Here is a 26,838-nt window from a genome sequence, read left to right on the forward strand (position 1 = left end):
AAATGCTGTTTACTGGCGAATGGTCGAAAACCTTGCCCCGCCAGGTGCTTGGGCGCCTGACAACCACCCGCTCCGACATGGCGTTCTCCGCTCAAGGCCTTCTCCTACAAAGGCGTCCCTAAGCGTAGCAGACCGCGACCGCGCCATGATCATGCTCATGCCATTCCGACTGTTTCTTGGCCTACGTATCGTTTCTGTATTGGAGAGGCAAGTGAGGACTCAATCGCTGATTGCAGCCCTCTCACAGATGCCGTCCCCCATCCACCTGTATTACGCTGCCGGTCGTAGTCCGCAGATGGGTGATCGCTGCCTGGATGGCCATTGCAACGTCATCAGGTTCACAAACTCGGCACAGCGGGGTGACCGATGCCTGCTTCTCAACACCTTCACGACCACGCCCAGGCACGAAATCGGTTGCGACCGCCGCCGGCGAAACAGTGATGATGCGAATCTCTGGGCCCAGAACTCTGGCAAGCGACTTGCTCATCGTGTCGAGCGCCGCCTTGGATGCGCAATAGGCGATGGAGCTGCCCAACCCGGTCTCGGCTGAAATAGAGGACACGTTCACGATAACCGAGTCCCACCCCTTTTTCAGGATTGGAGCGAAAGCCCGAATGGTTGCGAATGGACCCCGAACGTTCGTGATCAGGATGTGATCGAAACTCTCGTCGTCCAGATCGTCAAGATTGGCGTGCGGAACTGCTTTGGTAATGCCCGCGCTGTTGATGAGGATGTGCGCGCACCCATAGGTTGCTTCAACAAGCGCCGCTGCTGCATTGAGTGCGGCCGTATCGTTCATCGGCATGCGGAGAGCCATGTGACCGGCCTCTCGACCGCCGAGTTCGGCAATGACCTCTTCGGCTCGTTCGGCGCTGCTGTTATAGCCGACAACGACCTGTGCACCGTCTGCAGCCAGCCGTTTTGCCGTCACTGCTCCGATCCCACCCGAACCGCCTGCGACTACTGCTACTCGGCCCTCGAGTGGATAAGGGCCGCCACCGCCCTGACGTAGTTCGGTCACATGTCTTCTCCTCGTGAATGCCGCAAGCCTCGTGAGTGGATATCGCGCTAGCGCCTTGCCCAGTTAATGCCAGAGCGGCGAGCCGGTCGATTTGGCGCCTGTTATCCCGCGGTGCTTACGTTCTGCGTCGAATTTGATTTCGGTCAAAGCTAACACGCGCCACTTTTATTATCCAGTCCGTATCGTATCGATATTCAGCAAAGGGATGCTCCTGTGGCAATCGTCGGCATAGAAACGCTCGTCTACGGCGTCAAAGATTTCGGCGCGTCCATTCGGTTCTTCGAGGACTTCGGCTTGCCATTGGTCACCCGAGATGACGATGCGATGATCGCGACCTTCCGGGTGGAATCCGGTGCGAAAACCTGCATCCGAATGATCGATGATCCGTGGTTCCTGAAATCCGAACAAATCGGACTGGGAGTTCGCGAATGCATTTGGGGTGTGGATTCCCAAGAGAGCCTCGACTGCCTCCTCGCCGACCTTGCGCGCGACCACGACCTTGTCCGGGATGCTGATGGAACGGTGCGAATGGTCACCAGCTTCGGGCAGGCCCTGGGCTTCAAGGTCTGGACACCAAAACAGGTGCACGGTGCCAGCTCACCGATAAACAGCCATGGCAAGGTCAATCGTGTCAACGAAATGCGCAAATGGATCAAGCGCGCGCTGCCAAAGGTGATCAACCATGTCGTCTGGGCATTCCCGGATGTCAATAAGGCTCTCGACTTCTACCGCGGCCGTCTGAATTTTCGACTGACGGAAATCCAGATCGGCTCAGGTGTCTATATCAGGGCTGATGGTGCAGGAAATCATCACCACGTCTTTCTCGCCGATGCTGCGAACAATGCGTTGGGTTTCTCTGGCCGGATCGAGTTTCATCATGCCAACTTCGGCGTCGAGGATATCGACGAGATCATGGTCGGCAAAAACTACATGGAACGCCGTGGCTGGCCGAAGTCCAGTTGGGGGTTGGGGCGGCACCGGCTGAGTTCGGGGGCATTCCTGTACCAGGTCTCGCCTTCAGGGGGCGTTGCGGAATACGGCGCGGATATTGATTTTGTTGACGACCGCTGGGTGCCGCGCGTGTGGAACCAGTTGTTCGGATTCATCAACTATCTCCACGACATGCCAGACTTCATTCGTGAACAGGAGTTGCAATGGGGCGTCGGGTTTTGCGACCCCATGGACTATTATCCTTCAGCCAATACCCCGCAGTCCGCGGCCGCACCGGCTGCGCGATCAGCCGTAGCCAGAAACTAGGAAGGGAAGCTTCGGATGACCAGCAAGGTCTTGATCATTGGTGGTGGCGTCGCAGGTTTCTCAACTGCCATCGCGATGAAGCAGCGCAATATCGATGTGGAAATCGTCGAGATCCACCAGAGGTGGCGTGTCTATCACGTTGGAATCATTGTTCAGAGCAACTTCGTGCGAGCCTTGGCTGAACTAGGCATTGGCAAGGAAGCCGTTGAAGCAGGCTATGCCTACCGTGGGTGGCGCTTTCTCAACAACGAGGACGGCAGTGAGATTGCACGCGATGAAGGTGTGTCGACAGCTGGCGAGGACTTTCCCGCTGATCTCGGTCTGGCGCGTCCTGCGCTTCATGATGTGCTGTACAAGCGCATCACCGAGTTGGGCATTCTGCTGAGGCAGGGCGTTACGTTCCAGACGATCACTGACAATGGCGAGAGTGTTACAGTCGATTTCACTAACGGCAGTTCTGGAACATATGATCTGGTGGTTGGCGCCGACGGTGCCTATTCGAAGGTTCGCGACCTTCTGTTTGGAGCCCAGCACCAGCCCAAGTTCACAGGACAAGGTGTATGGCGCTATAACTTGCCGCGGCCAAAGAATCTGGAATGGGCCGAAGCCTATATTTCCAACCCCGACATGTCGATCGGCACAGTTCCGCTCACCGAAGAAACGATGTACATCTTCATAACTGTTGCAGAGCCGGGCAATCCACACTTTCCGTCTGAGACACTCGACGTCGAAATGCGCAAGCGGCTCATCGGGAAGGGCGCGGTGGTGGAGCAATTCGCTCAGTACATCACTGACCCGAAACTGGTAGTCTATCGTCCGCTTGAAGCCTGCGTGTTACCTGCGCCGTGGTACAAGGGCAGAATTGTTCTGATCGGAGATGCTGCGCACTCGGCGACTCCGCACCTGGGGCAAGGCGCGGCCATGGCGATTGAGGATTCCATTGTCTTGGCACAGGAATATTCCAGCGCTGGCGCGCTTGAAGATCGCCTGACGAAGTTCATGCATCGCCGGTTCGACCGGGCCAAATACGTCGCCGCCAACTCCATCCAGTTGGGGGAGTGGCAGATGAACCCGTCTCCCGACGCCGATCCGGTTGGCCTGTACCACCGTGTCAGGAAGTTTGTCGGCGAGCCGATCTAAAGGACGGCTGTTTGGACTGTCTGGAACGAAAGTGTGTTGGCCGGGCTGCATTTCGGCCACACCGCATTTCTCGTGGCGTCGCTGGGCAGGATATCCCCCCTGGACGTCAGCGAGGCGCAATACATTCCACAACCTGCCGTCCAAGTCCGGTGATTTCTGCTGTCATTATATCGCCTGGCTGAAGATAACGGTCATAGTGAGTGCCGTTCCCAGCCGGAGATCCGGTGCAGATGATGTCACCCGAGAGGAGTTGGGCATAGCGCGACGTATATTCAATTTGCCTTGCAATATCGAAAAGCATGTCGGCAGTGGTTTCGTCCTGCATGACCTTTCCGCTGACGGTTAGCCGCAGGGATAGATCATATGGGTCTGATACGAAGCACGCCGGAACGAATAGCGGCCCGACAGGCAGGAAACCCGGCTGTCCCTTTGCCCTCAACCAGTCGGTGCCCAGCATCTTGTAGTCCGTCCGCGCAATCAGGTCGCGGGCCGAGATGTCATTGACTATAACATAGCCGGCAACGTGATCCATCGCGCCCGCCAGCGGGATGTTGTAGCCGCCTTGGCCGATCACGACGCCCAACTCGATCTCCCAGTCCAGCTTGGTCGTCGTGGCGGGGACGACCAACGGATCGTTGGGGCCGGCGATCGCGGAAACGGGCTTGGTGAACGAATAGGGTTCGCCTTCTTCCGCCCGCTTTTCCATCATTTCGGTGGCCCAAGCGCGCAAACCATCGCTATCGAGACCTTCGGGGCCGACGCCCATGTCGACCGTCAGATCGACCACGTGCTTGCGGTAATTGGCGCCAGTACAGAAGACTTGGCGCGGAAATTCCAGCGGCGATCGCAGATTCAGGCCCGCCATTGCCACGCCGCGAATGCTGCCGCTTCGCGCAATTGCCGCATACCCATGGAGTGTGTCCAGCGAGCGGCTCCAGTCCTCGAGCATATTCATAACCGAGGCGGCGGCAAGGGGCGCGCCGTCAGCACCGGCAGCTTGTGCGAGGTTGGCGATGCTCCAGACTGTGTCATCGATGCACATGCCGACCGTTTTGGAGCCGTTCGGGCCGAGAGAGGTGCACAACGCGAATGTGTCTGCCATGGGGAATCCTCTATCGTGCATTTTACAGGTTAGACCTGATCGACAAGCGACAGGTCGACCAGATCCGAATAGCTGAGATTGCTGCCACCAAGCCCGGCAATGCGGCGATGCTCGATCAGCAGTTCAATGCCTGCCGGATCCGGCCGCCAGCTGGTTGGGGCTGCAGTGACAGCTGCGGCAGCAAAGGCGGGCGGCAGGCCCGCCTCCACCAACCCGGCAATCGCGCTTTGTGGCGAAGCAGCCATCCAGTCGCGCGTTTCGCTCAAGCCCTTGATCCATGCAGCAAGTGCTGGAAACAGCTCGCGATATCTTTTGCGGGAGAGTACTAAGCCCTGGCCTGGGAATTGCGGCCAGGTTTCGTTTACGCTGGCCAGAACAGGGCAACCTGCTGCTACTGCGGCTTGGTTGAACGGCGGTCCCAGTAGCGTGGCATCGCCTTTGCCAGCCAGCAGTGCGTCGAGCCTTTCAGTCACGCCCCCGGCCGGCATGAGATTGCAGTCTGCTCGGTTGATTTCCGCTAGGTCGAGCAGTGCCAGCAAGGCGACGGCAAAGCCATTTGCCGGGGCATCGACGAGCAGGTTGCAGCCACCAAGGGATTCGATATCAGCCAGTCCGCGACGACCGAACAGGGTTAGTTCGGTCGTCTTCTCCATTTGCGCGAAGACCCGAAAATCTGCATCGGGCGCGCGGCGGTTCCATTCCACGACATTGTCGATGGCAGTGACCACGGCATCCACCGAGTGATCGGCAAGTTGCTCGAACTGTTGATCCGATGATTTCGTGCGCAGGTATTCAACATCCAGCCCGGGGTGCGCGCCTCGGGCCTCCGCAAGCAATGCTGCTGGAAGAGGTCCGAACCACAGAATGCGAAGGCGCGGGGAGGGTGACAATACCAAAATTCCTTGCGCGATTTGCCAAGATAGTCAGGCGCAAACCGCTCGGGCGGCCTATTAATGCTCCAGTGCCAGAAGCACGAAAATCATCCGGCAGGGCTTGTCCGAGCGGTTGGACCATGCGTGGTTCGTGGCTCGCTGGATCAAGATATCGCCTGGTCGCATAAGCGTTTCGCCCTCATCCATCATGGCGTAAATCTCGCCTTCGAGGCAGATTGCGTAGTCCAGCGACGCAGTCTTGTGGAACCAAAAGTGACGGGTGTCACCTTCGGCCGCCACCTGATGTTCATCGAGAAACTCCGCCATGGACGCCAGATCGTATTCACTGTCAGGCGGAAAATCGACGATCCGGAGGATAGAGCCGCCCTCTGAGTGAAAGCCGAACGCGTGTCCCTGCGGAGCCGGCTCGTCGCCCTTCGCTGCACCCTCGCCGGTGGCCCACAGGACTTGCACGAACGAAGGAGCGTATTCTGCCTGAAAGTGGTTGGGGGCAGGACCGTCGGACACAAAATAGGAGCGCCCGTCCGCATGCTCTCCTGTCACGATCCGGCGTGACCGCTTAGGTCCGTTCATATCAGCCAAGCTTCGTCTCCCTGAAGTGGATGTGTCTCGAATGGCTCTTTCATAAAGATACGAGCCGTATTGTAAAGTTTCTTTTCGGAGGTCCGGCTTTGGGTTCGAGGCCGACTGGCCTGCCGGAACGCTAGCTGCTGAAACCCTCAGGCTGCCTGTTTCAACCGCTTGTTTCATGCAGAAGGCCCCTGCCGTGGACCGCTGGGTTCGGCGGCTGCAAGTCGAACGCTGGATGCCAAGCTAAGCGTGGTGATACGGCGCGGTCCTCCGTCACAACCTTGACAATGCGATCGGCAAGCCATTACAAAACGCGTCGGATGCTAATATGGGCCAAAACGTGGCGGTTAAGTTTTCGTGCGAACTTTGTCGTCCGAGGCATCAGCTCGTATGGAAGCTGGGGCAGAGAAATCGGTGCACAGGTCAGTGATGAGTTGCATCTGGTCCAGAGTAATTCGCTCGGAAGATATTAGTTTGGGGCCGCATGCGATTGCCGGCCCGCAAGGTGACTCGAATTGGTTGCAAGGGAGGCGATTGCGTCGGAACCCGCAAGCACGAGGCTTGAGCTTTGTATTCCGATTGCGGTCCGAAAAGGGAGAGGAACAGAAATGATCGATGAACACCGCATCAGTCGCGGGGTCTGCGACGGTAGGCTTGGTGGTAAGGTTGCGCTCATCACGGGTGCTGGCGGAGGGCAGGGGCATGTCGTCGCGCTAAAGTTTGCCGAGGCCGGAGCGCATGTGTTCGCCAGTGATATCAATGCTGAGACTCTGGCGATAACTGCGCAAGCCGCTGCCGCGCGTGGTCTGTCCATCACGACGAGCGTCGTGGATGCGTCATCGCCTGAGCAGGCCCAGGCCTGGGTTGATGAGGCAATGGCAGCGCATGGCAGGGTCGATGTGCTCTACAACAACGGCGCCCATGTCCATATGGCTCCGTTCTCCGATATGACAGTCGATCAGTGGCATGAGACCATCCGCCTGGAACTCGACGTGATTTTCATGCCGACCAAGGCAGTTTGGCCGATCATGACGGCCCAGCAAGGCGGCTCAATCATCAATATTGCATCGTGTGCAGGCATGCTCGCCGCAGAAGGGATCGGAGCCACTGCGCACAGCGCAGGCAAGGGCGGAGTGATTGCCGTGACGCGACAATTGGCGTTGGAGGGCGCGCCGCATTGGATCCGTGTGAACTGCATTTCGCCCGGACCGATCATTGGCCCCCACCTTCAGACCCTCTATGATGCAAGCGAAAGCTTTCGTGAACTGTTTGACAGCTCGCCAATGCTCAATCGCCATGGATTTCCGGCCGATATCGCCTTCCTCGGCATTTTTCTGGCCTCGGACGAGTCCCAATTCATCACTGGCGTGAACATCCCGGTCGACGGAGGAGGGGTGAACAAGGTCGGCGCGCTGGCTTCGCGTCTCAGGACAGCGTGATTTTGGCAATGTGCGCGATGGCAAACGGATCACAACTGTTTGACGGTGCTCGTCAAGGCATGTCGCCGCAGTCGACTGCCTCTGCAGACTACACGGTGCTGGAAAATATCTGATAATTGCTGCAGCAGAACCTCACTGCGGGTTCGAGCTGCAGCAATCGCCCATGCGGTCCGCCAGCCAGATTCGTTCGCTCCCGTTATGAATCGACGCGTGGTCTACGGCGGTTCGATTTGAGGCAAAGTCATGCTCTGCAATTCCGGTTCAGTGTAGGCTGACGCCTATATAAAAACGAACCGTATTGCAAATTCCGTATCTTGCGGTCTGCACGCCACAAGCCACTTGGCGTGGCTCAGATTGAGTGGCGCAATGCGATTGGCCCGAGCATCTTATTTGGCTGGATATATAGAAGTTTTCGAGCAAAGTGCTGGGTGAGGAGGCGCATTGGGGTGGCTGCATTGCGGTGTCTTCGAACTCAAGGTGAACCACCCGTTCAATCCTGCAGATCGATCTTCCGGTCGTTTTGAGAAGCCTGTTGCGATCAGTTATACAAAACGCTACGGCTCTTAATGGACTAGGTATTCGGTCGTCGGTTGATTCCGGTCGGCGAGGTACCCGCAGAAACGGGCGTGCTGCGAAAATGGCAGCGGTTCGCTTGATGATTTTTGAAAGGCCTGAGTGTGAAGCAGAATGGATAGTCCTCTCTTCATTTCGAGCGATGTTGCTCGCGAGGTGTTTGATTGGCAAGACGCGGTTGACGCTTTGCAGCATGTCTACGCGAATCCGTTCGGGCCGGGGGCGTGTCCTCCGCGGGTTGTTGCGGCCGAAGGGCCAACTTGGATGCGCGCGTTGCCCTCGAACCCACCCGGTTCCAGATACTTCGGTGCCAAGCTCATGGGCGCATCGATGGCGCCCAGCGGGCGCGTGGTCGATTATGTCATTGTGCTTTTCGACCGGGAATCCGGCCGAATTGCAGGCTTCCTCGATGCGAACCTGATCACCGGCTACAGAACTGCAGCAACGTCTGCGGCAGCGCTGGACAAGCTTGTGGGGCAGGGCCCCTTCCGTCTGGGCGTCATTGGCAGCGGCCTTGAAGCGTCCATGCATATCCGCGCTTTTGCGGCCATTCGCCACTTTGCCGAGATTGCCGTTTACAGCACCAATCCTGCTCGCCGCGAGGCTTTCGCCCAATCGATGAGCGATGAACTTGGCATGTCGGTGGTCGCGGCGGAAACACCGGAAGCAGCTGTCGGTGCGGCGGATATTGTGCTGACCGCCGCCCGCTCGCATGACGAAAAGCCCATTCTCTTCGGGAACTGGCTTCAGGACCATGCGGCCGTCGTATCGATCGGCTCTACCGTCCCGGAGCAGCGCGAGATCGATGTGTCTGTGGTCGAACGCGCGGACCTCATCGTGTGCGACATGATCGAGGAAGTTCTCCACGAGACGGGTGACATGCTTGCTGCCAAGGCCGCCGGCGTGGATCTGGATTCCCGGACCATCTCCCTGAATGATCTTATGAACGGCTCGGCCGCAGCGAAAGTGGCAAGCGCGCGCCGCCCGATGTTCAAATCAGTGGGTGGCGGAATTCAGGATGTCGTCGTCGGCGGCGCAATTCTGGACCGCGCGATCGCTGCCGGCCTGGCCGTTCCCCTGCCAGTCAAATTCGTGGGCAAGGCCATCTAGTTCAGACCAAAAGAGGAAATTCGCAATGGCAAGGTACAAGCGCAGCGAGGCCCGCGAGTGGGGCCGCGAAATGCTCAATGGCGTCGCGAACGTCACGATCCCCACCTTGAAGTCCGATTTCGAGACTTTGAACGAGAAGGCGATCCGCCACGACGTCGAACTCTCGATCGAGCACGGCTTCATCGGATCACTTGCCTGCTCGGAAGTGGCGATCACTCTGGACCAGTACGGGCATTTCCTGTCGGTCATGAATGATCAGGCTGCGGGCCGCAGTATTATCGTTCACCATGCGGTGTTCAACAGCCTTGAGCAGAATCTCAAGGCTTTGAAGTTGGCCGAAGAAGGCGGTGCGGAATTGGTTCTACTGAGCTATCCGCCTTACTTCTATCCGGCTGATTACGAAGAGGTCTATCAGTATACGAAGACCCTGTGCGACGCGACCGATCTGGCCGTCATGCTGTTCCAGTTGCCGGCATGGGGTTTCCAGCGCCTTCATCCTTCGGATATCCCGGTCTCCGTGCTGCGCCGGCTGGTCGATGATTGTCCGAACGTTGCTGGGATCAAGGCGGAGGGTGGAACCCCGCACTTCATGTCGATGATCGAGGTTCATCGGCATTTCCACAAGGAGGTCGTTGTTTCCTGCCCGCTCGACTTCGAGTATGTGCCGCTGGCCCAGGTCATGCCGATCCAGTTCTCGGGCACGAATTATACCTCGCTTTACGGCCCGACCATTCCGCACATCCACAAGCTGCTTGCGGCCGGGGAATACGACGAGGCGACGCGCATCTGGTATCAGATCGAACCTGCGCGTGACGCATTCCTGAAACAGGGTGTGGCCGCACACGGCTTGATCAACCGCATGATGTGGAAATACGAGGGCTGGCTCCAAGGCTACAACGGTGGCCCAATGCCGCATCCGACGATGCGGGTGCATTCCCATAGCATGAAGGCACTGCGCCAGGGCATGATCAAAGCCGGGCTCAATCCCATGGCTGATCCGGACGAGGCGTTCTTCGTCGGGCGCAACCCGGAATAACAGCCTTTAACCGAAAAGGGGCCCCTCGGAAATTTGGGGCTCGCTTTCCAACGTTACTCAAGTTTCGAGGTTACTATGGACAAGGTGGTTGCACTCCCGCTGAGCGATGCGGAGTTGCTTCGGAATGCAATGCTGATCGATGGAAAGTGGGTCCAGGCGGACAGCGGCAAGACCATTGATGTCCGCAATCCGGCTACGGGCGAACTTATTGCGCGCGTGCCGGATGGAGGAGCAGCCGAAACCTCGCGGGCAATTTCCGCTGCCGACAAGGCAATGAAGAGCTGGCGAAAGGCGCTGCCAAAAGACCGGGCGAAAGTGCTGCGGAAGCTGTTTGACCTGATGATCGAGCACATCGATGATCTTGCGACGATCCTCACGTCGGAGCAGGGCAAGCCGCACGCCGAAGCCAAAGGCGAGATCCTGTACGCAGCAGGTTTCATCGAATGGTTTTCGGAAGAAGCCAAGCGTGTTTATGGCGACATAATCCCGCACAACGCGGATGGCCGCCGCATCCTCGTCCAAAAGTCGCCTGTGGGTGTATTCGCCGCTATCACGCCCTGGAATTTCCCCTCGGCGATGATTACGCGGAAAGCCGGTCCCGCTTGGGCTGTCGGTTGTGGTGGTGTGATCAAGCCGGCAAGCCAGACTCCGCTTTCGGCGCTGGCACTTGGCGTGCTTGCAGAACGGGCCGGACTGCCCGCTGGTCTCTGCAACATTGTCACGGGATCGGCACGCGCGATTGGCGGCGAGCTGACGTCCAATTCGTTGGTCCGGAAGCTTTCCTTTACCGGATCGACCGAGGTCGGATCGCTTCTGCTGCAACAGTGTGCACCCACCGTCAAGAAGACCAGTATGGAACTGGGCGGCAATGCTCCGTTTATCGTCTTCGATGATGCGGATCTCGATGCAGCGGTAGCTGGCGTGATGGCGGCAAAGTATCGCAATTGCGGGCAGGCGTGCATCGCGGCCAACCGGGTGCTGGTTCAGTCTGGCATCTACGACGCTTTCGCTGCCCGCTTGGCCGAAGAAAGCCGCAAGCTCAAAGTCGGCAATGGCATGGAGAGCGGCGTCGCCGCTGGTCCGCTCATAGATGCCAACGCCATTGCCAAGGTTGAAGAGCTTATCGCCGATGCAGTCGGACGCGGAGCCAAGGTCGTTGCTGGCGGGCAGCGCCACGCCCTGGGCGGCACCTTCTATGAGCCGACTGTGCTGATCGATGTACCGCGCGAAGCGAGTGCATTCTCCGAGGAAATTTTCGGTCCGGTTGCCCCGCTTTTTCGTTTCGAGACCGAAGAAGAAGCCATCGAGATGGCGAACGATACGCCCTTTGGTCTGGCGTCCTATTTGTACGCACGCGATGTGGGACGCATCTTCCGCGTCGTTGAAGGACTCGAATTCGGGATGGTCGGCGTCAATGAAGGCCTGATTTCCACCGAGGTTGCGCCGTTCGGAGGCGTAAAGACATCTGGCCTTGGTCGAGAGGGCTCGAAGTATGGCATCGAGGATTACCTCGAGATCAAATACGTCGCACTCGGTGGGCTTCTATCCTGAGCGGAGGCACTCCTTGGGTTCAATGGGCACTTGAGTTGAAAAAGACTGTTTACTTGAGTGCCCACAAGATTGGCTTGTTGAAAATCGGCACAAATGAAAGCCATGGATATGGCTGCGGTTGATGTTGCGTCAAACAACACATGTAATTCTGCGGATTTTGCGAGGACCCTTTCGGATCTGCCATCTTTTCATGCGGCAATGAACTATCTGTTGCCAACTGTAGAACGCGCTAACACTGATCTTGTCGATTTTTCAAACACCATAACGCCAACTGAAGAACATGCGATTCGGATATATGATGCGCGGCCAATTGCGCACAAGCTGTCTCTTGAGGTTGAGGGGTTCACGATCCAGCGGCGGAAAAGCCCAAGCCGCGTGGCCTTCAATCCCGAGCTTATGGAAGCGAACCGCTTACGCCAGTTCGACGTGCCCCCCATCAACACCGCGTATTGGGAGGAGCTGCTTCCCATGCTCGTTTCCCTCTCGGGCGCGGACGAGGCTTTGCCTATGCCTGGTGGTCTGACCACCAGGCGCAGCGCCATGTCGCGCTAACCAGGCTGGGATCCGCAAGTCGGGCTGGCGCATGCCGACGTCACGAAGACATCCGCTGAAGCTTTCCTAGCGGAGACGATGAGGGCTTTGGGGCGTCCTGTTCCGGCGTACAGCCGCATGGCCGTGTATCAGACCTGGCAGGTCATTTCTCCTCCGCCACACGACAGCATGCTCGCCTTCGTTGATAGCCGTACGGTTAAAGATGCCGATTTTTGTGTTTAACGACTGCTATTTTGGTACGAGCGGCACGGTTTGGGACAATTTTGAAGCACGTCTCGCGCGTTATAACCCTGATCACCGCTGGTACTATTTTTCGGATATTCAGCTGGCTGAGGTCCTCGTTTTCAAAGGGTATGACTCGGCCAACCCGAATGGTAACAACTATATACATGGCGCAGTCGACAATCCAGCTGACAATGTTCTGCCTCGATCAAGCGTCGAGAGCCGCTACCTTGTACTGTGGAATTGATATTCTGAAACCACGATAATTTTGCGCCAATAATCTGTGTTGGACACAGCCCTTTCTGATAGCGTTCTGAAAATTACATAGATGTTATTATTCGACTGGGGCTGCGTTGGGCGAGGCTGGCTGAGATTTGTCGAATGCTCTTAGCAGCTTGATGCCAAGATCTTTAGAGAATGGTGGAAACGGCATCCCGACGTTTCCACCCCAAACAGCGATTACGCGGCCGCTTCTTCTGCTATCTTCTCGTCGATCAGGCGGCGACCGAGTGTCAGTGCGTTGTCGAGCAGGATGAACGCCATTGTATCATCCTCGCTCTCGTTGACGATCTGCTGTTGCGCTTCAATCATCGCCCTGTCTTCAACGAAGCCGGCCCCCACGCGCTCCGCCAGAGCCTCGGTCAACTGCCTGTCATCGAGCGCGAAATTGTGCCCGTATGTCCAGAAGTAGTGGGTGTTGTGCTCGTCCTCAGGCGTAATCAGCTGATGCGAATGGAAGATCATAGCATCGGGTGCCATGTGTCCTTCCTGCGCTCCAGTACCTGCGGGTGCAGAGCCCGACGCCATCGAGAAGTGGTTGCCGAGCGTCGAAAGGTGATAGATGTTCCAGCGGTCAATGGGACCGCTGAAACGCTCATAGCCGCGCAGGTACGGTGCGAACTCCTGCTCGTTGAGATACCAGCGAACCAGTCGTACGCCAGTAGGCGTTTGTTCGACCTTCGGCCGCGTGTCGGCGATCGTCGCTGATCCGCCAAGAGTCTTTTCGTGAACATAGGATAGGTGCGAGAAGTCGAGAAGGTTGTCCAGCACCAGCTTGTAGTTAGCCTTGAAATGCGCAAGGCGCGGTACGCTTGCCCATTCGGGGCTTGTATGGTGGAAGCAATCCGGGATCAGATCAGGATCTGCTTTTTCTGGGTCTCCCATCCATACCCAAATGAGCCGATGCCGCTCTTCTGCCGGGAAGGTCTGCACATCCGTGTTGGGGCTGACACCTTTGCGGCCGGGTTCCCAGACGCACTTGCCGTCTGCATCAAACACCAAGCCATGATACATGCAGCGGACACAGTCGCCCTCGCGGCGTCCGAGGGACAGAGGCGCGAAGCGATGGCTGCAGCGGTCCCGCAGAACGGTGATCTTGTTGTCGGACGTGCGCAGGAATACCAGACCTTTGCCCAGAATTTTCCTGGCAAGCATGTTATCGCCACTGAGTTCGTGGTCCCAGGCACTAGCGTACCAGGCATTTTGAATGAACATGTTCCGTCTCCCGATTTCGTTCGGGTCTGCATATCAGCGTCGCAGCGGCAATACGATACGTAGCGTTCAAAATAACTGGCCATTTCCTCAAAACTTGATAAATGCTCGGCATGCGCAGCAATGTGACCGTTGGCATTCCGGCCTATGCCCTCTTTGGTCAGACAGCAGGCCTTATTGAGCCTCGTTTTTGCCATGTGGAGCGCATTTCGGACCGCTGGCGTCTGCACGGGGGACGGGTGGAGCGGCATAGCCATCCGCATCTCCACCAGCTCAGTCTTTGGCTCCACGGTACCGGCCAATACTTTGCGAACGATGCGACTTCGCCAATCCGGCCAGGCACACTCTGTTGGATGCCGTCTGGGGTCATTCATGGCTTTAGGGCCGAGGAGGGGGCCGATGCGATCGTACTCTCCATGTCTGACGACTTTGCGCGCGAGCAACTTATGGGCATCTCGTCGCAGAGCCGCTTGCATTTGCTGCATGACCATCGGGTCACGGGGCTTGATGAGACGGGACTGCAGGACGGGTGGGTACGGCAGCTCTTCTCGCGCATGGAGTACGAATACCGCAATCAGCTCACCGGGATGCCCCATGGCATCGGTGCAATAGCGCGTCTGGTTCTTGTTGAAATGCTGCGCATCACCAATTCACCAGCCGAACAGAGCTTAGGCAATGTCGACGCAACATTGCTGATCCGCTTCATGGAGGCCGTCGAAGCAAAGCTCGGGACGCGTCCGCGGATCGAAGCAATTGCGGCTGAACTTGGGTCAACGCCTTATCTGCTGAACCGGGTCTGCCGTGCGGCACTCGGGATGCGCGCATCGCATCTGGTTCGCGCACGTCATGTTCAGGAGGCGAAGCGCCTGTTATTGTTCAGTTCGCTAAGTGTCGCTGAAATCGGCTTGCTCCTTGGCTACGATGACCCTGCGCACTTTGCCCGCAGTTTCCGCCAAGCCACCAGTCAATCACCACGGGACTGGCGGGCGGAGCGGATGCAAAGTCCAGGTCAGCCGCGAAAGCTATTCGCGAATGCCTGACAGAAGGGTGGCTGAACCGCGCGCAAGAAGGCCGATGTCGGTTCCGATCGAAACGAAGGAAAATCCCTCAACAATCCGCTGCTTCGCATCATCGGCGGAAAGCGCAAAGATTCCCGCTGGCTTGCCAGCGCGATCAATCGCAGACTTGGCGCGTGTTATAGCGGATTGTACTTCATCGTGGTGCGGATTGCCCAAGTGTCCGAGCGACGCCGCGAGGTCCGCTGGGCCAATGAACAACGCATCGATACCTTCTGTTGCTGCGATTGCGTCGATATTCTCCAGCGCAGCAGCGCTTTCAATCTGGGCAATGATCATCACCCGCTCGTGCGCTTTGGCGAGATAGTCGGACATTGCACCGAAACCCGATGCCCTGCTGGTAGCACTGGCAACACCGCGAATGCCGCGCGGCGGAAACCGGCTGGCTGCTACGATCGAACATGCTTGCTCGGCGTTGTCGACCATCGGGACCAGCAAGGTCGCGAAGCCAAGGTCGAGATACTGCTTAATGGTGACTGGTTCGCCCGATGGTACGCGGGCGATGGGCGCCACCGGGAACGCAGATACCGCCTGCAATTGCGCCAGCAAGGTTTGCGCCGTGTTCGGCGCATGTTCACCATCGAAGAGCAGCCAGTCGAAGCCCGCACGCGCGCAAATCTCGGCAGTGTAGGGATTGGCAAGAGCCTGCCATAGCCCCAGCAGCGGGCGCCCGGCTGCGAGCATTTCGCGAAAGGCGCTCATGCGAAGCGCACCGAAATGGAACCCATCGCTCCGTAATCCACGTGGAAGCTGTCTCCTGGTTTGGCGAAGACGGGGGCCGTAAAGCTTCCCCCGAGCACGATCTGTCCGGGTTCTAGCCACTCGTCATGGGGGGCAAGCTTGTTGGCAAGCCATGCCGGGCCATTGGCGGGATGGTTGAGGACTGCTGCGGCCACACCGGACTCTTCGATAACGCCGTTGCGATGAAGCAGTGCCGAAACCCAGCGGAGGTCCACGGCGTCTGGCCTGACCGGACGTCCTCCCAGCACTATGCCCGCGTTCGCTGCGTTATCGGATATTGTGTCGAAGACTTTGCGGGTCACGCCGGTCGCCTTGTCAATGCGTTCGATCCGCGCATCTATGATCTCGATGGCAGGCGTGACGTAAGCTGTTGCATTCAACACATCAAAAAGCGTGCAGCCCGGCCCCTTCAGCGGGTCCTTGAGAATGAAGGCCAGCTCAACCTCGACGCGCGGCTCAATGAAGCGCTCGATCGGAATGTCACTTCCGTCAACAAACAGCATGTCGTCGAGCAGGGTGCCGAAATCGGGTTCCGTGACATTCGAGGAACGCTGCATGGCGCGGCTGGTGAGGCCGATCTTGTGGCCGATGACCTTGCGCCCGCCGGCAAGCTTCCGGTTTACCCATGCGCGGCTGACGGCATAGCCATCCTCGAGGTTCATCTCGGGGAACTCGAGGGAGAATTGGCTGATTTGTGTACGGGTCTGCTCTGCTTCATCCAACCGGGCTGCGAGCATTTCGACAGTTTGTGGGGACAGCGACATGCGGTTCAACCTTTCAGCCGGTGATGGATCGAGTTGTGTTTCCAGCCTTCGGCTTCCTCGACATAGAGGGACAGGGCCAGTGGGCGACGATCGAACATGTCGCCAAGAAACGTGCGCACGCGCTCGAACATTGCGCTGAAAAAGGCCTGGCGGAATTCTGCGCTGCGGCCGACGCCCATCTTGATGTCGATGTTGATGAAGGCATCGTCCGGGCAGGTGCCATCGGCGATGATGTAGTCCTCTACGCGAAAGGCACGCACGCGAATCCCGCCGACGGGAAAGGTCCCATCAGAATGAAGGCGCATTTCGTCAGCAACCAGTTGCAGCAGGCCGCGGAGGTCCAGTTCACTTTCGAGATTGCGAGTCCACTCGATTGTTGCATGAGCCATCAGACGATCTCCATGCTGGCTACCGTGCATCCGACGGCGAAAATGGGGATCGGCGCGAAGAACTGTACATTGCCTTTGCCGCCTGCCGCGGCTGCGGCGGCGATAAAGGTACGGATCTCAAATCCGCCTTGTCCAGCGTCGCGATAGGTTTCGATATCGTCGTAGGCGAGGAGCCTGTCGCGATCGTTTGCGGCCCACCGATCCAGAAAATCCCTGTCCCAGGCCTCATTGATCTTGCCGCTGTCCGGTGTCGCCGGCCAGTGCGAGATGCCCCCCGTCGCCACCAGCGCGATCCGCTCCGGAACCTTGTCGGCCGCGCGGCGTATGGCCTCGCCAAATGCCCACGCCCGGTGCAGAGGCGTCAATGGGGGGCCTTGGCAATTGATGTTGACGGGGATGACTTTCATCTCGTTGCCGGGGTCGAGGAAGTGCAGCGGCACGATGATGCCGTGATCAAACTGCCATTCCTCGCAATACGCGACATCAACGGTGTTGAGCATTTCCGCTACCAGGCGCCGACCGAGATCGGGATCCCCTTGCTGCGAACGCAGGGGAATCTTCAACCAGTCCGGATCCTCGATGGGGCCACGGTAGGTTTCTCCCATGCCCACTGCATAAGCGGGCATATTGTTCATGAAGAAATTCGCGAAATGCTCCGCCGCCACAATCATCAAGACGTCCGGCTGAGTATCGAGGATGTCCTGGCGCATCCGCTCCAGCGCCGCATAGAACGCGTCCTTCATGTCCGGGTCAGCCAGCTCGGCACGGGCGGTGATGCCCGGGGCGTGACTGCAGATGCCAGTGTAAACGAGGCTCATATCCCGGCCACCTTTTCGGCAATTTCAGTTGTCATTGCGTACAGTCCGGCACGAACCGGACCATAAGTCTGAACGCCTTCACGCATCAGGCGCAGATAATCGGCCCACGCAATTCCGCAGAGTGCTGCGAAATGCATGAGCAGCTGGCCATTCACCCCCATGACATAAATCAGTCCGATATCATGGGAGAGCACAGCCTCTCGTTCATCAGGGCCGAGTGCGAACTGGCCGACAAACTGATCTGGAGCTGTGCGCCAAAGATGCTTGGCATCGTCGTCGCGGTTGAGCACGTAGATCAACTTGGACAGCTGATAGAGACTCATGACGTCACCAGATGGTTGGTCAGGCGACCAACTCCTTCGATCTCGCACGTCACCGTGTCGCCCGCAGCGCAGAAGTGCACGCCTTGCGGTGTGCCAGTTAGGATCATGTCGCCTGGCATGAGAGTGGTCTGGTGCGAAAGATAGGAAACCAGCTCTGCTACGGACATGATCATGTCAGCCGTACTGCCATCTTGCACCAGCTCGTCGTTGACCCAGGTGCGCAGGGGCAGGGCTTGTGGATCGGCCACATCGACTGCATCGACAATCCAGGGACCAAGCGGCGTTGTGCCATCCCGGTTTTTCACACGGGCGTTGGGCCGGTAGTAGTTCTCGAGGTACTCGCGAATGGCGTAGTCATTGGCGACAGTGTAACCGCCCACACAAGCGAGTGCTTCGTCCGCCGCGAGGCATCGCACCGGCGAACCGATCACAGCCACCAATTCACACTCCGGGTGCATTTGGTTCGCATCGCCCGGTCGCGGCGAATCGCCGTTGTGGCCGACAAAGCAATTGTCCCCCTTCATGAACACCAAGGGCGTTTCCAGCTTCGGCGCGAAGCCCAGTTCCTTGTTGTGATCGGCATAGTTCAGGCCGAGCGCATAGACCGCAGCCCCTCGCTGGATAGGCGGTAGCCAGCACGCCTCGTTTGCATCCAGAAGGGTGCCATCCGGCAGACTGAGCCGGGTATCACCAGCGACAACCTTTGCCCACACGTCTCGTCCGCGGTGGTAGATCCTTGCACGCTTCACGTGCTCTCTCCTTGAACAGTGCGTGCGGTTATCGCGGGCAGAGGGGCGCCGTCGATCCGTAGTTCTGGACCAGCGTGGATCAGCGGGGCGTCGCCGGGAAGTCCGACCATGAGTACGTCTCCAGCCTTGAAACCTAGGTATTGCGACAGGTCTGCAACCAACTGATGGGCGCCGCGCACAAGGCGCGAAAGGTGCCATTCGTGGATTTTCATACTATCGCTACTGATCGTGATCTTCTCAGGCAATTCGGGGTGAACGAAGTCGCCGAGGATCAACCTGCCATCTGCATTTCGGTTGGCGATCGCAGGCCTGTAGTAGCTGGGATTGGGCGTATACAGATCGACAGCCAGCGCACTGGCACCAATACAGGCAGCAACCTCTTCGCGTTTCAGCAAGGCGGCATCCCGCGAGAACAGCAACGCCACCGTCGCTGCCGCTACCAATCCTTCTGGCGGCACTGCAACTGGTCCGCGTGCAATACTCGATAGCGGTTTCTGGTATACGACCGCCGCGGACGGCGGCGCGAGGTACGGCTTTTGCGCGAGGGTGGCCGCTAGCCAGTCCAGTTCATTGCTGTCATTGAGCACTACCCCGTAGATGTTTCCTGCGATCATGCTTCAAAGTGCCTCTGTGAATGGACCGACCTGCCAGTAGACTGACTATAAGTTATCATGTTAAGTTTGTCTTGGGGAGAGGATCGTGCCATGATCCACTCATGACCAAAGGTGCCCCGCTTCCGCCTTATCCTTCTTCGCTGGCCGGTGTGCTTCTGGCCGCTCGTGAAGCTGTGATGGCACCGCTCCGTGAGCATTTGCGCAGTGCAGGACTGACCGACCAGCAATGGCGCATTTTGCGGGTTCTGGCAGACGCGGAATTTCTGGACTCCAAGGGCATTGCTGAGCGTGCGCTTCTGTATCCGCCAAGCGTGACCCGCATCGTCAAGGAACTCACCGAGCGCAATTTGATCACCCGCTCCGCCGACCCGAACGATGGTAGGCGTTCGGTCATCTCCATAACGCACCTTGGCCGCGAATTGGTCGTGAACACCTCGCGGCACACGCGGGTTCTGTTGGATCAATATGCAGCAACATTCGGAGCCGATCGCCTCAAGGCTTTTACAGCCGAGGCGACCGCGCTGATTGCTGCCCTGGAACCCTTTCGTCCGGGGGATTGATCGATCCATGAGGTCCATGGGATCCCGCCTCAGGCTCCGAGGCGCTGGATCTTATGAGTGCCCCTTGCCAGAGCGATATTTTTGGTTTCCATGTAGAAGTCGAAGCTCCAATCGCCGCCATCACGACCGATTCCGCTGGCCTTTGTCCCACCAAACGGTGTGGGCAGGTGCCTGACGTTTTCACTGTTTACCCAGATCATCCCAGCATCGAGGGCATCAGAAACTCTGAGGGCACGGCCCATATCCCGAGTCCAGAGGTATCCTGCGAGGCCGTATTCGACATCATTGGCCTTCGCGATTGCATCGGCTTCATCGTCAAACGGGATAGCGGTCAGCACTGGGCCAAAGATCTCTTCGCGGGCAATCCGCATCGTCTGCTCGGCATTGGCGAACAAAGTTGGCTGGAAGTAGAAGCCAGTTGTGCCTTCTACGGGGGCCCCGCCGGCAGCGATTGTTGCCCCTTCCTCGCGGGCAATCTCCATGAAGCTCTGAACTTTGCCGAAGTGGCGAGGATGTATCAAGGGGCCGACTTCGGTTGCCGGATCAAACGGATCGCCAACTTTAAGGTTCGCAGCGCGCTGCGCGACCTTTTCCACGAAGCTGTCATAGATAGGCCGCTGCACGAGTAGCCGCGACGAAGACGTGCAACGCTGTCCATTCAGCGAATAGATCATGAACACGGCCGCGTCGACCGCCAGGTCGAGGTCGGCATCATCGAAGACGATGACGGGGTTCTTGCCGCCAAGCTCGAAATGCACGCGCTTCAGTGTGTCTGAACCTTGGCGCATGATCGCCGAACCGGTCGACGATTCGCCAACAAAAGCAATGGCCTTGATGTCCGGATGTTCTGTAAGGCGCTTGCCCGTGGTTTCGCCCAAACCATTTACCGAGTTGAACACCCCAGCCGGAAGGCCCGCCTCATGGGCGATTTCGACGAGCAGCCGGGCCGAGTAGGGGGACCACTCCGCAGGCTTGTGTACCACAGTGCAGCCAGCTGCCAGCGCGGGGGCAATCTTCCAGGTCGAAAGCATGAATGGGGTGTTCCAAGGCGTGATGACAGCCACGGGACCAATTGCTTTGCGGGTTGTTACGTTGAGATGATCTGCCGTGGGCAGAGCAATGCCATCGGCCGCCCCAGGCGCGCGATCTGCGAAGAAGCGGAAATTTTCGGCGCCGCGCAGTGCAGCCTTCGACATGAAGCGCCAGCACTGACCTGAGTCGAGGCATTCCACTGCCGCGATTTCATCCGCTCGCGCCACGATGAGGTCGGCGACCTTGTTCAGGATCTTCCGCCGCGTTTCTGGCGCGGTGCTGCTCCACTCGGCAAAGGCATCGCGCGCAGCGGAAACGGCGTCCTCCAGTTCGGCTTGCGTTGCATCTCGGCCCTGCCCGATCGCGTTGCCGGTTGAAGGATCCAGAATTTCGAAAGACTTTCCGAGCCCTTCAACAGGGCGGCCCGCGATGAAATGCCCAAGGTCCTGGTTGGCATGCGATCCAAGCAGCGTGGCAACCGAGTCTATCGCCAATTTCCGCATTTCGCTCATGCTCTGACTCTCCGGGCGTTTGTTCATAGAGGCCGCATCGATGTGATGGGGCAGGGGCATCATCGCTCCGCCGGGCTGATATAGCTTAACATGATAAGTGATTCAAGTTTGTTATGATGATAAATAAAATATTTCAGTCCTGCTTGAGATCGCCTTCTGAGCCGGCGCTTGTGCCATGCCTGCATGGCTACAGTTCAGCACATGATTGGCGTCGGCCATTATGGCCCCACCGTTCTGCAGCTGGGTTTCTGCACCGGGCTGCATGTTGCGTTTGGCGCTATTTACGATACGCTACGTTTCACGTAAGAAGCCGGCTTGAGGCTTTGCCAACACGAACTTGGAGCTATCCGCATGAACATCACCGGACCCGAGGGCCTTCTCATGGGCGTCGATGACCTTGCTGAGTGCAGGCGCTTCCTGACGCTCTATGGCCTGAAGGAATTGGATTTTAACGCGAAGGGAGCTTCTTACGAAGCGCTCGATGGGAGCGGTGTCGAACTGCGCCTGCTGGGTGATCCGTCACTTCCTCCAGCCAATACCAATGCTCCAACCTTGCGCGCTTCCATTTGGGGTGTGCAGGACGAGGCGAGCCTTGACGCGATTGCTGAGGAACTCGGGCGTGATCGCAAGGTTTTGCGTGAAAATGGCTTAGTTCAATCTGCAGACAATGACGGCAACGCCCTGTTGTTCAGGGTCAGTCAGCGCCGCGCATATGAAGCACCGGCGGCCGTGCGAAATGTTGCAGGGCACTCGCAGCCTCGCTTCAACACTCGAGTCAACTTCGATGAGCACGGCCCCGCGCGGCAGATGGGGCACGTAGTTTATTGGACGCGGGATCCCCATGAGGCCATCAAGTTCTACCGCGACCGCCTTGGCTTTCGCATCACGGATTCTTTCCTCAACAATGCAGGCGTCTTTGCGCGGTCGAAGGATCACTTCGACCACCACAGCCTTTTCCTGATGAAGAATGAAGCCCTCGCGCCCGGTTTCCAGCACGCCGAGTTCACATTTGGTGATGCACAAGATGTCATGGCAGGCGGCTATAAGCTGCACAAGGCGGGATACGAGACTGCATTTGGACCAGGTCGATTTGAGCTGGGATCGAATTGGTTCTGGTATTTGAAATCACCGATGGGCGGTGCATTCGAACTCGGCGCCGACATGGACCGGATCGATGACAATTGGGTCGCCGGGGAGTTCGAGCACCCCGGCGTAACGGGCGGTTGGCACTTCAACTTCAGCGATCAGTGGTCACGCCAGCGCTAATGATCGCTGCGTCCAGCCCCGATGCGTCCCGGCACTCGCATCGGGCAAGCGTGCGGCTACATGACGGATAAGAAAGTATATGCCCGGATGCCTTGTGAAGGGGTGGCGGGAAGGCAGGCATATTGCGAGCCTTGCACGATCGATCTGGCTAGGGGGGATAAGTATGCCGACTGCTGGGAGAAGCGAGCTCATTGACGGCTGGCGGATCGTGCTGGGAGCATTCGTCGGCATCGGCAGTGGCTTCGCCTCGCTGTATTTTTACACCGCGGGCGTTTTCATAAAGCCGCTGGCGGCCGAATTTGGATGGACTAGAGGCGAAGCTTCTCTCGGCTCGATGGCCACTCTGGTCGGGGTCATAGCATTCCCGATGGCGGGGCGTCTCATAGACCGCTTCGGAGAGGTGCGAGTTGCCTTCATCTCGGGGATCGCCTTGGCGTTGTCGTTCGCCGTGCTTGGATGGTTCATCCAAGGTCTGATCAGTTATGTGCTGTTGATCGTGCTGCTCACTGTTGCCGCGTCCGGTTCGATTTCCATCGCGTACAACCGAATTATCGTAAGGCATTTCGTCGCCCAACGCGGGACTGCCTTGGGATTGGCACTAACCGGAACGGCGGTCGGATCTGCTATCGTCGGGCCGGCGCTGGCACCTTACATAGCGACTCATGGCTGGCGGCAGGGCTATTTCGCACTCTCCCTGATCAGCTTGACAATGCTTCTGCTCGCCGTCGCTCTGTTGAGGCCATTCTCGGAGCGTGCCGCTGCCAGAGGCGCCGAAGCTTCGTCCGTAACGGGATGGAGAGAGATCAGCCGTCACCCTGCCTTCTTGCCGATCAGCCTGATGATCTTTTTGGCATCTACTGCGGTCCTGGGGTCAACCACGCATATTGTGCCGCTACTGACCGATCAGGGCCTGACGATACCAGAAGCCGCCGGCGTTGCCTCAATGCTAGGCTTTTCGGTGATTTGTGGGCGGCTTCTAACCGGTTTCCTGCTCGATCGCTGCGATGCCGGCATTGTGACCTGCGCTTTGTTCTCGCTAGCCTCGCTTGGCACCTTGGCGCTTTGGACCGGTCACCCTTCGCTGAACGTTGTCGGGGCGATATTGATCGGTTTCGGAGTCGGGACAGAGGGAGACCTGTTGGCCTTCCTTCTTGGGCGCCGCTTTTCGACGCGGGAGTTCGGGCGCGTCTACGGTATGATATTTGGGGTCCATGCGCTCGGTGGCGGGCTTGGTGGCTTGATCGCTGGCGCTAGTTTCGATTGGACGGGTAATTATCGGAGCTGGCTGTTTGGCTCGACCATAGCGCTTCTGGCAGCCGGGCTGATCGCTCTTGTGACCGAGCGCGGCATCAAGTCTTATGATGATGGACTGAACACGGGGCCGCTTGGGGTTTGACCAACCGGGCGGTGCTTATGCTGTTCATTTCTACCTGAAGACTGTGACTGGGAGCCCGTTTGTGGCTCCCGGTTGACGCGATCAGTATGCCTCGGACAGGACTTTGAAAGAATCGAGCATCACCTGCGTTCCTTCAAACGAGCGATCTCTTACCTTCTCCAGTTCGCAGATCCGCAGCGAGTTCCGGAAAACCATGTGTGCCCGCTCCACGCGCCGCGCAGAATAGGCTGACAGTGCCTCTTCGACTGAATTTTTGCGGCCAAGCTCGTCAGCCAGAACGACGGCGTCCTCAATCGCCATGCCCCCACCGGAAGTCAGCTGCGGGGTCAGCGAGTGGGCGACATCACCCAGCATGACCACACGCCCCAAATGCCATGGGCCTGGCATAAACAGAACATCGAATGGCCGAAAGCTGACGTGCCAGCCTGCTTCGAGGCAGTGCAAGACCTCTTGGACCTGCGGCGCGGTGAACGGCGCCAAGCGCTCTGCCAACATTCGAGATGCATCTTCAGGCGGCACTCGCAAGGGCTCGGGGGTAGTCTCGAGGTAGAAATAATACGCAATTTCGTCCGACAGTGGCAGGAAGCCTAGTGATGCTCCATCTTCCGTCCGGAACAGCGAGAATCCATCGAGAGATTTCGGGCGCGGCACAGTAAATCGCCAGACCCCCTGTCCGACATAGGACGGCGTGTGCTCAGGTCCGAAAACCATCGAACGAATTTGCGAGTAAACGCCATCGGCTGCGACCAGAACATCGCGCCGGAGCGTGCGACCATCGGAAAGTTCAACCGTTACGCCATCATCATCCTGGGTCAGCCCGGTCACTTTGGTGCGGTAGGAAACATTCACCCCGGCAGCGATCGCTTCTTCGGCAAGGATTTCTGCAAAGTCGGTGCGCATGATGCCAAGTGCGCCAGGCAATCCGTAGGAATCTGGCCAGGGCATATTGACCTGATTGACGATCTCCCCAGTTTCACCACTGCGATTGCTGATCGAATTCCACGGGAAGCCTACCGCCGCACACTTTTCGAAGAGGCCCACTTCTTGAAGGCCGCGAAGCGCATTGTTCTGAAGATTGATTCCGGTGCCCAGTTGGTCTTCACGGCGGGATATCTCAATCACGTCGACTTCAATCCCGCGTTGCCGCATCGCAATGGCCGTAACCATGCCGCCGATGCCGCCGCCGACTACAACTGCCCGTTGCAAACAAACCATCTCCCGTAGATCCCTCTAATACGTCGCTTACCCGGACAGCGTGATTTCTATCCGGTTGCTTTAGTCAATCCTAACCCAGCCACGAAGTGGCCAGACTGCAATCGTAAGTCAGAGGGCTGGTGACCCCTCAATTTCGGAGCGAGGCCGTAGACGGCACCAGCAATGAAACCAGCTACCGCTTCTCGCTAGAATTTGATACGTATCGTATGGAAAGGGGCCTTGCAAGTGCGCGCCTTCCATGTGCACGATTGTGCAAATTTTTGCCTGCGCACCGTGCACTGCCTCTGCTCTAAATGGATATAAATAAATACGATACGCTTCGAATATAAAATGGGTTCACCCATATCTGCTCTGGTACGGGCATATCAAAATTAGACCAAAGCCATCCCGTACCGGAGTTCGTGAATCATGAAGACCCGCGCCGCTGTTGCGTTTGAAGCCAAGAAGCCGCTCGAAATCGTCGAGCTCGATCTGGAAGGCCCCAAGGCCGGTGAAGTTCTGGTCGAGATCATGGCGACCGGCGTCTGCCACACCGATGCCTACACGCTCGACGGGTTCGACAGCGAAGGCATCTTCCCCTCGGTGCTCGGCCACGAAGGCGCCGGCATCGTGCGCGAAGTGGGAACGGGCGTCACCTCGGTGAAGCCGGGCGATCACGTGATCCCGCTTTACACGCCCGAATGCCGCCAGTGCAAAAGCTGCCTCTCGGGCAAGACCAACCTGTGCACCGCGATCCGCGCCACGCAGGGCAAGGGCCTGATGCCGGACGGCACCAGCCGCTTTTCGTACAAGGGCCAGACCGTGTTCCACTACATGGGCTGCTCCACCTTCTCGAACTTCACCGTGCTCCCCGAAATCGCACTCGCCAAGATCCGTGAAGACGCGCCGTTCCAGTCGAGCTGCTACATCGGCTGCGGCGTGACCACCGGCGTCGGCGCGGTGATCAACACCGCCAAGGTGCAAGTGGGTGACAACGTCGTGGTCTTCGGTCTCGGCGGCATCGGCCTCAACGTGATCCAAGGCGCGCGCCTTGCGGGTGCGAACAAGATCGTCGGCGTGGCCGAAGCGGGCAAGGAAATCGCCACGCGTCCGTTCCAGCTCGTCACGGGCCGCAACTGGCGCGGCACCGCGTTCGGCGGAGCCAAGGGCCGCACCGATGTGCCCAAGATCGTCGACATGTACATGCAGGGCAAGATCGAGATCGATCCGATGATCACCCACGTCATGGGCCTTGAGGAAATCAACACCGCGTTCGATCTGATGCACGCGGGCAAGTCGATCCGTTCGGTCGTCGTGTTCTGACGACAAAACTGAAGGAAATGAAAGGCAGCATCTGCGATAAAAAAGCGCGCAAAAACACGCCAGTTCAGCGCGAACAGAGCATTACTCGCAGGTCTCGTAGCAAATCGAAATTAACAACAGCGGA

Annotated in this window: 27 protein-coding genes; 13 read left to right on the forward strand and 14 right to left on the reverse strand. The window is 58.1% G+C overall.

The features are described 5' to 3' along the window. Positions 1–241: 241 nt before the first annotated feature. Entirely contained in the window at positions 242–1,021 is a 780-nt protein-coding gene (locus ACZ1JW_RS13665) for an SDR family NAD(P)-dependent oxidoreductase (RefSeq protein WP_465140958.1), read from the reverse strand. A 213-nt stretch (positions 1,022–1,234) separates the two neighbouring features. On the opposite strand from ACZ1JW_RS13665, the gene ACZ1JW_RS13670 reads away from it, so the two are divergent. Both ACZ1JW_RS13670 and ACZ1JW_RS13675 read left to right on the forward strand, forming a co-directional pair. Then, a complete protein-coding gene (locus ACZ1JW_RS13670) occupies positions 1,235–2,278 on the forward strand; it encodes a VOC family protein (RefSeq protein ID WP_465140959.1) in 1,044 nt (347 codons plus the stop codon). A 15-nt stretch (positions 2,279–2,293) separates the two neighbouring features. Continuing rightward, positions 2,294–3,418 carry an FAD-dependent oxidoreductase gene (locus tag ACZ1JW_RS13675; protein WP_465140960.1) on the forward strand — a complete coding sequence of 375 codons (1,125 nt, stop codon included), beginning with the start codon at positions 2,294–2,296 and terminating at the stop codon, positions 3,416–3,418. A 106-nt stretch (positions 3,419–3,524) separates the two neighbouring features. Here ACZ1JW_RS13675 and ACZ1JW_RS13680 read toward each other — a convergent pair whose 3' ends face one another. From ACZ1JW_RS13680 to ACZ1JW_RS13690, 3 genes are all read right to left on the reverse strand, one after another. Further along, positions 3,525–4,520, reverse strand: coding sequence for a fumarylacetoacetate hydrolase family protein (locus ACZ1JW_RS13680; protein WP_465140961.1), 996 nt, complete (start codon positions 4,518–4,520; stop codon positions 3,525–3,527). A 29-nt stretch (positions 4,521–4,549) separates the two neighbouring features. Next, positions 4,550–5,356: an ABC transporter substrate-binding protein gene (locus ACZ1JW_RS13685; RefSeq protein WP_465140962.1), complete on the reverse strand. Its 807-nt coding sequence runs from the start codon at positions 5,354–5,356 to the stop codon at positions 4,550–4,552. Between the two features lie 114 nt (positions 5,357–5,470). Continuing rightward, positions 5,471–5,986, reverse strand: a complete 516-nt coding sequence (locus ACZ1JW_RS13690; RefSeq protein ID WP_465142779.1) for a cupin domain-containing protein — start codon at positions 5,984–5,986, stop codon at positions 5,471–5,473. A gap of 605 nt (positions 5,987–6,591) precedes the next feature. Here ACZ1JW_RS13690 and ACZ1JW_RS13695 point away from each other — a divergent pair. The 6 genes from ACZ1JW_RS13695 (at position 6,592) to ACZ1JW_RS13720 (ending at position 12,713) form a co-directional block, all read left to right on the forward strand. Beyond that, a complete protein-coding gene (locus tag ACZ1JW_RS13695) occupies positions 6,592–7,422 on the forward strand; it encodes an SDR family NAD(P)-dependent oxidoreductase (RefSeq protein ID WP_465140963.1) in 831 nt (276 codons plus the stop codon). 687 nt (positions 7,423–8,109) lie between these two features. Next, positions 8,110–9,105 (forward strand): ornithine cyclodeaminase family protein, encoded by a 996-nt coding sequence (locus ACZ1JW_RS13700; protein ID WP_465140964.1) that lies wholly within the window; start codon positions 8,110–8,112, stop codon positions 9,103–9,105. Positions 9,106–9,130: 25 nt separating this feature from the next. After that, positions 9,131–10,141 (forward strand): dihydrodipicolinate synthase family protein, encoded by a 1,011-nt coding sequence (locus ACZ1JW_RS13705; protein WP_465140965.1) that lies wholly within the window; start codon positions 9,131–9,133, stop codon positions 10,139–10,141. Positions 10,142–10,216: 75 nt separating this feature from the next. Beyond that, positions 10,217–11,692 carry an NAD-dependent succinate-semialdehyde dehydrogenase gene (locus tag ACZ1JW_RS13710; protein ID WP_465140966.1) on the forward strand — a complete coding sequence of 492 codons (1,476 nt, stop codon included), beginning with the start codon at positions 10,217–10,219 and terminating at the stop codon, positions 11,690–11,692. A 93-nt stretch (positions 11,693–11,785) separates the two neighbouring features. After that, positions 11,786–12,244, forward strand: a complete 459-nt coding sequence (locus ACZ1JW_RS13715) for a hypothetical protein (protein ID WP_465140967.1) — start codon at positions 11,786–11,788, stop codon at positions 12,242–12,244. 202 nt (positions 12,245–12,446) lie between these two features. Then, positions 12,447–12,713: a hypothetical protein gene (locus ACZ1JW_RS13720; protein WP_465140968.1), complete on the forward strand. Its 267-nt coding sequence runs from the start codon at positions 12,447–12,449 to the stop codon at positions 12,711–12,713. Between the two features lie 212 nt (positions 12,714–12,925). Here the strand turns inward: ACZ1JW_RS13720 and ACZ1JW_RS13725 are convergent, their stop codons facing one another. Then, positions 12,926–13,960, reverse strand: a complete 1,035-nt coding sequence (locus tag ACZ1JW_RS13725) for a Rieske 2Fe-2S domain-containing protein (protein WP_465140969.1) — start codon at positions 13,958–13,960, stop codon at positions 12,926–12,928. A 101-nt stretch (positions 13,961–14,061) separates the two neighbouring features. Between ACZ1JW_RS13725 and ACZ1JW_RS13730 the strand changes: the two genes are divergently transcribed. After that, positions 14,062–14,997, forward strand: a complete 936-nt coding sequence (locus ACZ1JW_RS13730; RefSeq protein WP_465140970.1) for an AraC family transcriptional regulator — start codon at positions 14,062–14,064, stop codon at positions 14,995–14,997. Here ACZ1JW_RS13730 and ACZ1JW_RS13735 read toward each other — a convergent pair. The 7 genes from ACZ1JW_RS13735 to ACZ1JW_RS13765 are packed head-to-tail and all read right to left on the reverse strand — an operon-like array spanning position 14,980 to position 19,431. Next, positions 14,980–15,735: an HpcH/HpaI aldolase family protein gene (locus ACZ1JW_RS13735; protein ID WP_465140971.1), complete on the reverse strand. Its 756-nt coding sequence runs from the start codon at positions 15,733–15,735 to the stop codon at positions 14,980–14,982. The two genes, ACZ1JW_RS13730 and ACZ1JW_RS13735, sit on opposite strands and share 18 nt — an antisense overlap. Then, positions 15,732–16,538 (reverse strand): 2-oxo-hept-4-ene-1,7-dioate hydratase, encoded by an 807-nt coding sequence (gene hpaH / locus ACZ1JW_RS13740; RefSeq protein ID WP_465142780.1) that lies wholly within the window; start codon positions 16,536–16,538, stop codon positions 15,732–15,734. The genes ACZ1JW_RS13735 and hpaH overlap by 4 nt, the downstream gene beginning before the upstream one ends. A 5-nt stretch (positions 16,539–16,543) precedes the next feature. Continuing rightward, positions 16,544–16,927, reverse strand: coding sequence for a 5-carboxymethyl-2-hydroxymuconate Delta-isomerase (locus ACZ1JW_RS13745; RefSeq protein ID WP_465140972.1), 384 nt, complete (start codon positions 16,925–16,927; stop codon positions 16,544–16,546). Further along, on the reverse strand, positions 16,927–17,745 hold the full coding sequence (locus ACZ1JW_RS13750) for a DODA-type extradiol aromatic ring-opening family dioxygenase (RefSeq protein ID WP_465140973.1): 819 nt from the start codon (positions 17,743–17,745) through the stop codon (positions 16,927–16,929). The genes ACZ1JW_RS13745 and ACZ1JW_RS13750 overlap by 1 nt, the downstream gene beginning before the upstream one ends. Then, positions 17,742–18,068: an aromatic ring-opening dioxygenase subunit LigA gene (locus ACZ1JW_RS13755; protein WP_465140974.1), complete on the reverse strand. Its 327-nt coding sequence runs from the start codon at positions 18,066–18,068 to the stop codon at positions 17,742–17,744. Before ACZ1JW_RS13755 ends, ACZ1JW_RS13750 begins: the two co-directional genes overlap by 4 nt. After that, positions 18,065–18,817 carry a fumarylacetoacetate hydrolase family protein gene (locus ACZ1JW_RS13760; RefSeq protein ID WP_465140975.1) on the reverse strand — a complete coding sequence of 251 codons (753 nt, stop codon included), beginning with the start codon at positions 18,815–18,817 and terminating at the stop codon, positions 18,065–18,067. The genes ACZ1JW_RS13755 and ACZ1JW_RS13760 overlap by 4 nt, the downstream gene beginning before the upstream one ends. Further along, complete coding sequence (locus ACZ1JW_RS13765; RefSeq protein ID WP_465140976.1) at positions 18,814–19,431, reverse strand: fumarylacetoacetate hydrolase family protein; 618 nt, start codon at positions 19,429–19,431, stop codon at positions 18,814–18,816. Before ACZ1JW_RS13765 ends, ACZ1JW_RS13760 begins: the two co-directional genes overlap by 4 nt. A 101-nt stretch (positions 19,432–19,532) precedes the next feature. Between ACZ1JW_RS13765 and ACZ1JW_RS13770 the strand changes: the two genes are divergently transcribed. Continuing rightward, positions 19,533–19,991: a MarR family transcriptional regulator gene (locus ACZ1JW_RS13770; RefSeq protein ID WP_465140977.1), complete on the forward strand. Its 459-nt coding sequence runs from the start codon at positions 19,533–19,535 to the stop codon at positions 19,989–19,991. A gap of 29 nt (positions 19,992–20,020) precedes the next feature. Here ACZ1JW_RS13770 and hpaE read toward each other — a convergent pair whose 3' ends face one another. After that, complete coding sequence (hpaE, locus tag ACZ1JW_RS13775) at positions 20,021–21,535, reverse strand: 5-carboxymethyl-2-hydroxymuconate semialdehyde dehydrogenase (RefSeq protein WP_465140978.1); 1,515 nt, start codon at positions 21,533–21,535, stop codon at positions 20,021–20,023. A gap of 351 nt (positions 21,536–21,886) precedes the next feature. On the opposite strand from hpaE, the gene ACZ1JW_RS13780 reads away from it, so the two are divergent. Together ACZ1JW_RS13780 and ACZ1JW_RS13785 are read left to right on the forward strand one after the other, a co-directional pair. Beyond that, on the forward strand, positions 21,887–22,801 hold the full coding sequence (locus ACZ1JW_RS13780) for a VOC family protein (protein WP_465140979.1): 915 nt from the start codon (positions 21,887–21,889) through the stop codon (positions 22,799–22,801). A gap of 163 nt (positions 22,802–22,964) precedes the next feature. Then, positions 22,965–24,197, forward strand: a complete 1,233-nt coding sequence (locus ACZ1JW_RS13785) for an MFS transporter (RefSeq protein ID WP_465140980.1) — start codon at positions 22,965–22,967, stop codon at positions 24,195–24,197. 81 nt (positions 24,198–24,278) lie between these two features. On the opposite strand, the gene ACZ1JW_RS13790 is transcribed toward ACZ1JW_RS13785, so the two are convergent. Further along, positions 24,279–25,412 (reverse strand): FAD-dependent oxidoreductase, encoded by a 1,134-nt coding sequence (locus ACZ1JW_RS13790; RefSeq protein WP_465140981.1) that lies wholly within the window; start codon positions 25,410–25,412, stop codon positions 24,279–24,281. 408 nt (positions 25,413–25,820) lie between these two features. On the opposite strand from ACZ1JW_RS13790, the gene ACZ1JW_RS13795 reads away from it, so the two are divergent. Beyond that, positions 25,821–26,714, forward strand: a complete 894-nt coding sequence (locus ACZ1JW_RS13795) for an alcohol dehydrogenase catalytic domain-containing protein (protein ID WP_465140982.1) — start codon at positions 25,821–25,823, stop codon at positions 26,712–26,714. The last annotated feature ends 124 nt before the right edge of the window (positions 26,715–26,838 follow it).

It is taken from the genome of Novosphingobium sp. BL-A-28-Hi1-0D (assembly GCF_055521755.1).